The sequence below is a fragment of the Vicinamibacteria bacterium genome, assembly GCA_035620555.1.
GTDB lineage: Bacteria > Acidobacteriota > Vicinamibacteria > Marinacidobacterales > SMYC01 > DASPGQ01.
On the sequence record DASPGQ010000152.1, the window covers coordinates 1 to 2,202 of the forward strand.

Consider the following 2,202-nt stretch of genomic DNA (forward strand, 5'->3'; position numbering starts at 1 on the left):
GGGGAACGAAGATCTGCGGCTCCGCTTCGAAGCGCGGTCCGAAATGGGGAATGTCCTCGACCACACCGATGATCCGCCTCACGTTGGGCTCGTCGGGCGAGATGGTGAGCTCGGTCTCGACGTGGAGACCGAGCGGGCTGCGCCCGGTTCGCTCGCGCCGTGCCAGCTCGGCGCTGACGATCATCACCGGATCTGCGCTGGCATCGTCTCGGGAGTCGAACGGACGCCCTTCGATCACTCGGGTGCCCAGAGTCTCGAAGTAACCCTCCGACACGACCTGCAGAAGAGCCCGGGGACGTTCGGCCGCCAGCACCTCCGGGCCTTCCACGAAGCGGAACCGCGTGCGGTCGGCCTGGTGGGCGACCAGGGGAACCTGGAGCGTCGCTCCCGCGCTCTCGACGCCGGGAAGGGCTCGGAGAGTGTCGAGGAGCTGGCGAAAGAATTGCGCTCGGTCGATGGCTTCCCGATACAGAGACGCGGGCACGGAGACTCTCACGCTCACGAGCCCGTCGGGTTGCATGCCCAGGTGCCTCTGGGAAAGCTGGAAGAGACTCTGAGTCAGCAAGCCCGCTCCGACGAGCAAGGGGATCGAGAGCGCCACCTGGGCGGCGACAACGAACCCTCGCGCTCGTCCGCCGTCCCCCGCCACGGCCCGTCCCCCGTGCCGCAATGCGGTCGCCGAATTGCTCTTCACGACGCCGAGCGCGGGAAGGAGCGCGAACAAGACCGTCGCGATTGCGGCGGATACGAGGCCGGTGGCAATCATGCGCGGGTCCGCGGCGACCTCCGCCTCTCGAGGTAGCGTGAACGGCAATAGATACGGAAGGAGTCGGAGGCTTCCTACCGCAAGGAGAGTTCCTAGCGCGCCGCCACAGGCGGCTAGAATTCCTCCCTCGAGCGTGGCGTCGCGCAAGATGCCGGTGGAGCTGTCGCCGAGTGCGAGCCGGGTAGCGATCTCGCGGCGCCGTCCGAGGAAACGAGACGTCATCAGGTTCGCCAGATTGACGGTAGCGATGAGCAAGATGAGACAGACGGCGCCAAGAAGCAGGAACAGCCCTTGATCGGCTTCGCCGACGAGCGAGGCATGGAGCGAATCCACCTGAGCGTCCCACCCGTCATAGACATCCGGCGCCTCGGCGGCCAGCCGACGCTGCAGAGCCTGGAGCTCTTCGCGGACTCGATCCCGAGTCGCGCCCGGACTCAGACGGGCGATGACGGTGAAGATGCGAAAATGAGGGTCCGCCGTCAATCGGTCGATCGGGCTAGGTAGCCAGAGGTCGGCGGGGGTGCTGCCCAGGTCGTGCGTGTACACCGTGTCGGGGAGGACCCCGGTGACGGTATACAGCCCGCCATCGAGCTCGAGTGTTCGCCCCAACACGTCGAGGCTGCCGGACCAACGTTGCCGCCACAGGCGTCGGCTTATCAACACTTGGCGCTCCTCCCCTTCGAGGAAGAGGCTTCCGACCACGGGCTCGACTCCAAGCAGAGGAAAGTAGTTGTCGGAGACGAAGGCACGCTCCAGCCGTTCGCTTCCTTCGTCGGTCCTCAGCGTGGCGGGAAAAACGGTGGAGACGGCGACCCCCTCGAGCGCCGCGCTCTCGGTGCGGAGACCGGTGGCCTCGGCCCAGGAAAGCCACTCCGCCTGGCCCTCGTCGCGATCGAATGCGAGCACGCGTACGAGGGATTCGGGGGCGTCGTACGGAAGAGGCCGGAGGAGCACCGACTCTACCAGGGTGAAGGCCGCGGTCACGGCGCCGACTCCCAACGCGAGTGTGAGAACGACGACGACGCTGAACGCTTTCGTATTGACGATACGACGAATCGCGACGACAACGTGTTTCATGGATTGCCTTTCATGAGGAGAAGAGAGCTGGTTGGCATTCTAGCGTTTTCGGAACCGTGGGAGATCGACAGTTGGTACAATGGCTCGTCTTTGTCAATCTGTAAACGGAGACGCTCGATGAGACGGATCGTTCTTGCGCTCAGCCTCGTAACCACGATGACCTTCGCCACCGACAAATACGAGTACCCCCAAACCCGAAAGCTCGATCAGGTCGACGACTACCATGGCACGAAAGTCCAAGATCCCTACCGTTGGCTCGAGGACGACTATGCCGACGAAACGAAGGCCTGGGTCGAGGCCCAAAACAAAGTCACTTTCGCCTATCTCGAATCGCTTCCTCAGAGAGAACCTTTGAGGAA

The 2,202-nt window shown here is 63.9% G+C and carries 2 protein-coding genes; one reads left to right on the forward strand and one right to left on the reverse strand.

The features are described from left to right. Positions 1 to 1,843 (reverse strand): ABC transporter permease (locus VEK15_05920; GenBank protein HXV60211.1); only part of this gene is annotated, 1,843 nt, incomplete at its 3' end. Between the two features lie 156 nt (positions 1,844 to 1,999). On the opposite strand from VEK15_05920, the gene VEK15_05925 reads away from it, so the two are divergent. Further along, the coding region (locus VEK15_05925; protein HXV60212.1) for a hypothetical protein at positions 2,000 to 2,202 on the forward strand (203 nt) is incomplete at its 3' end.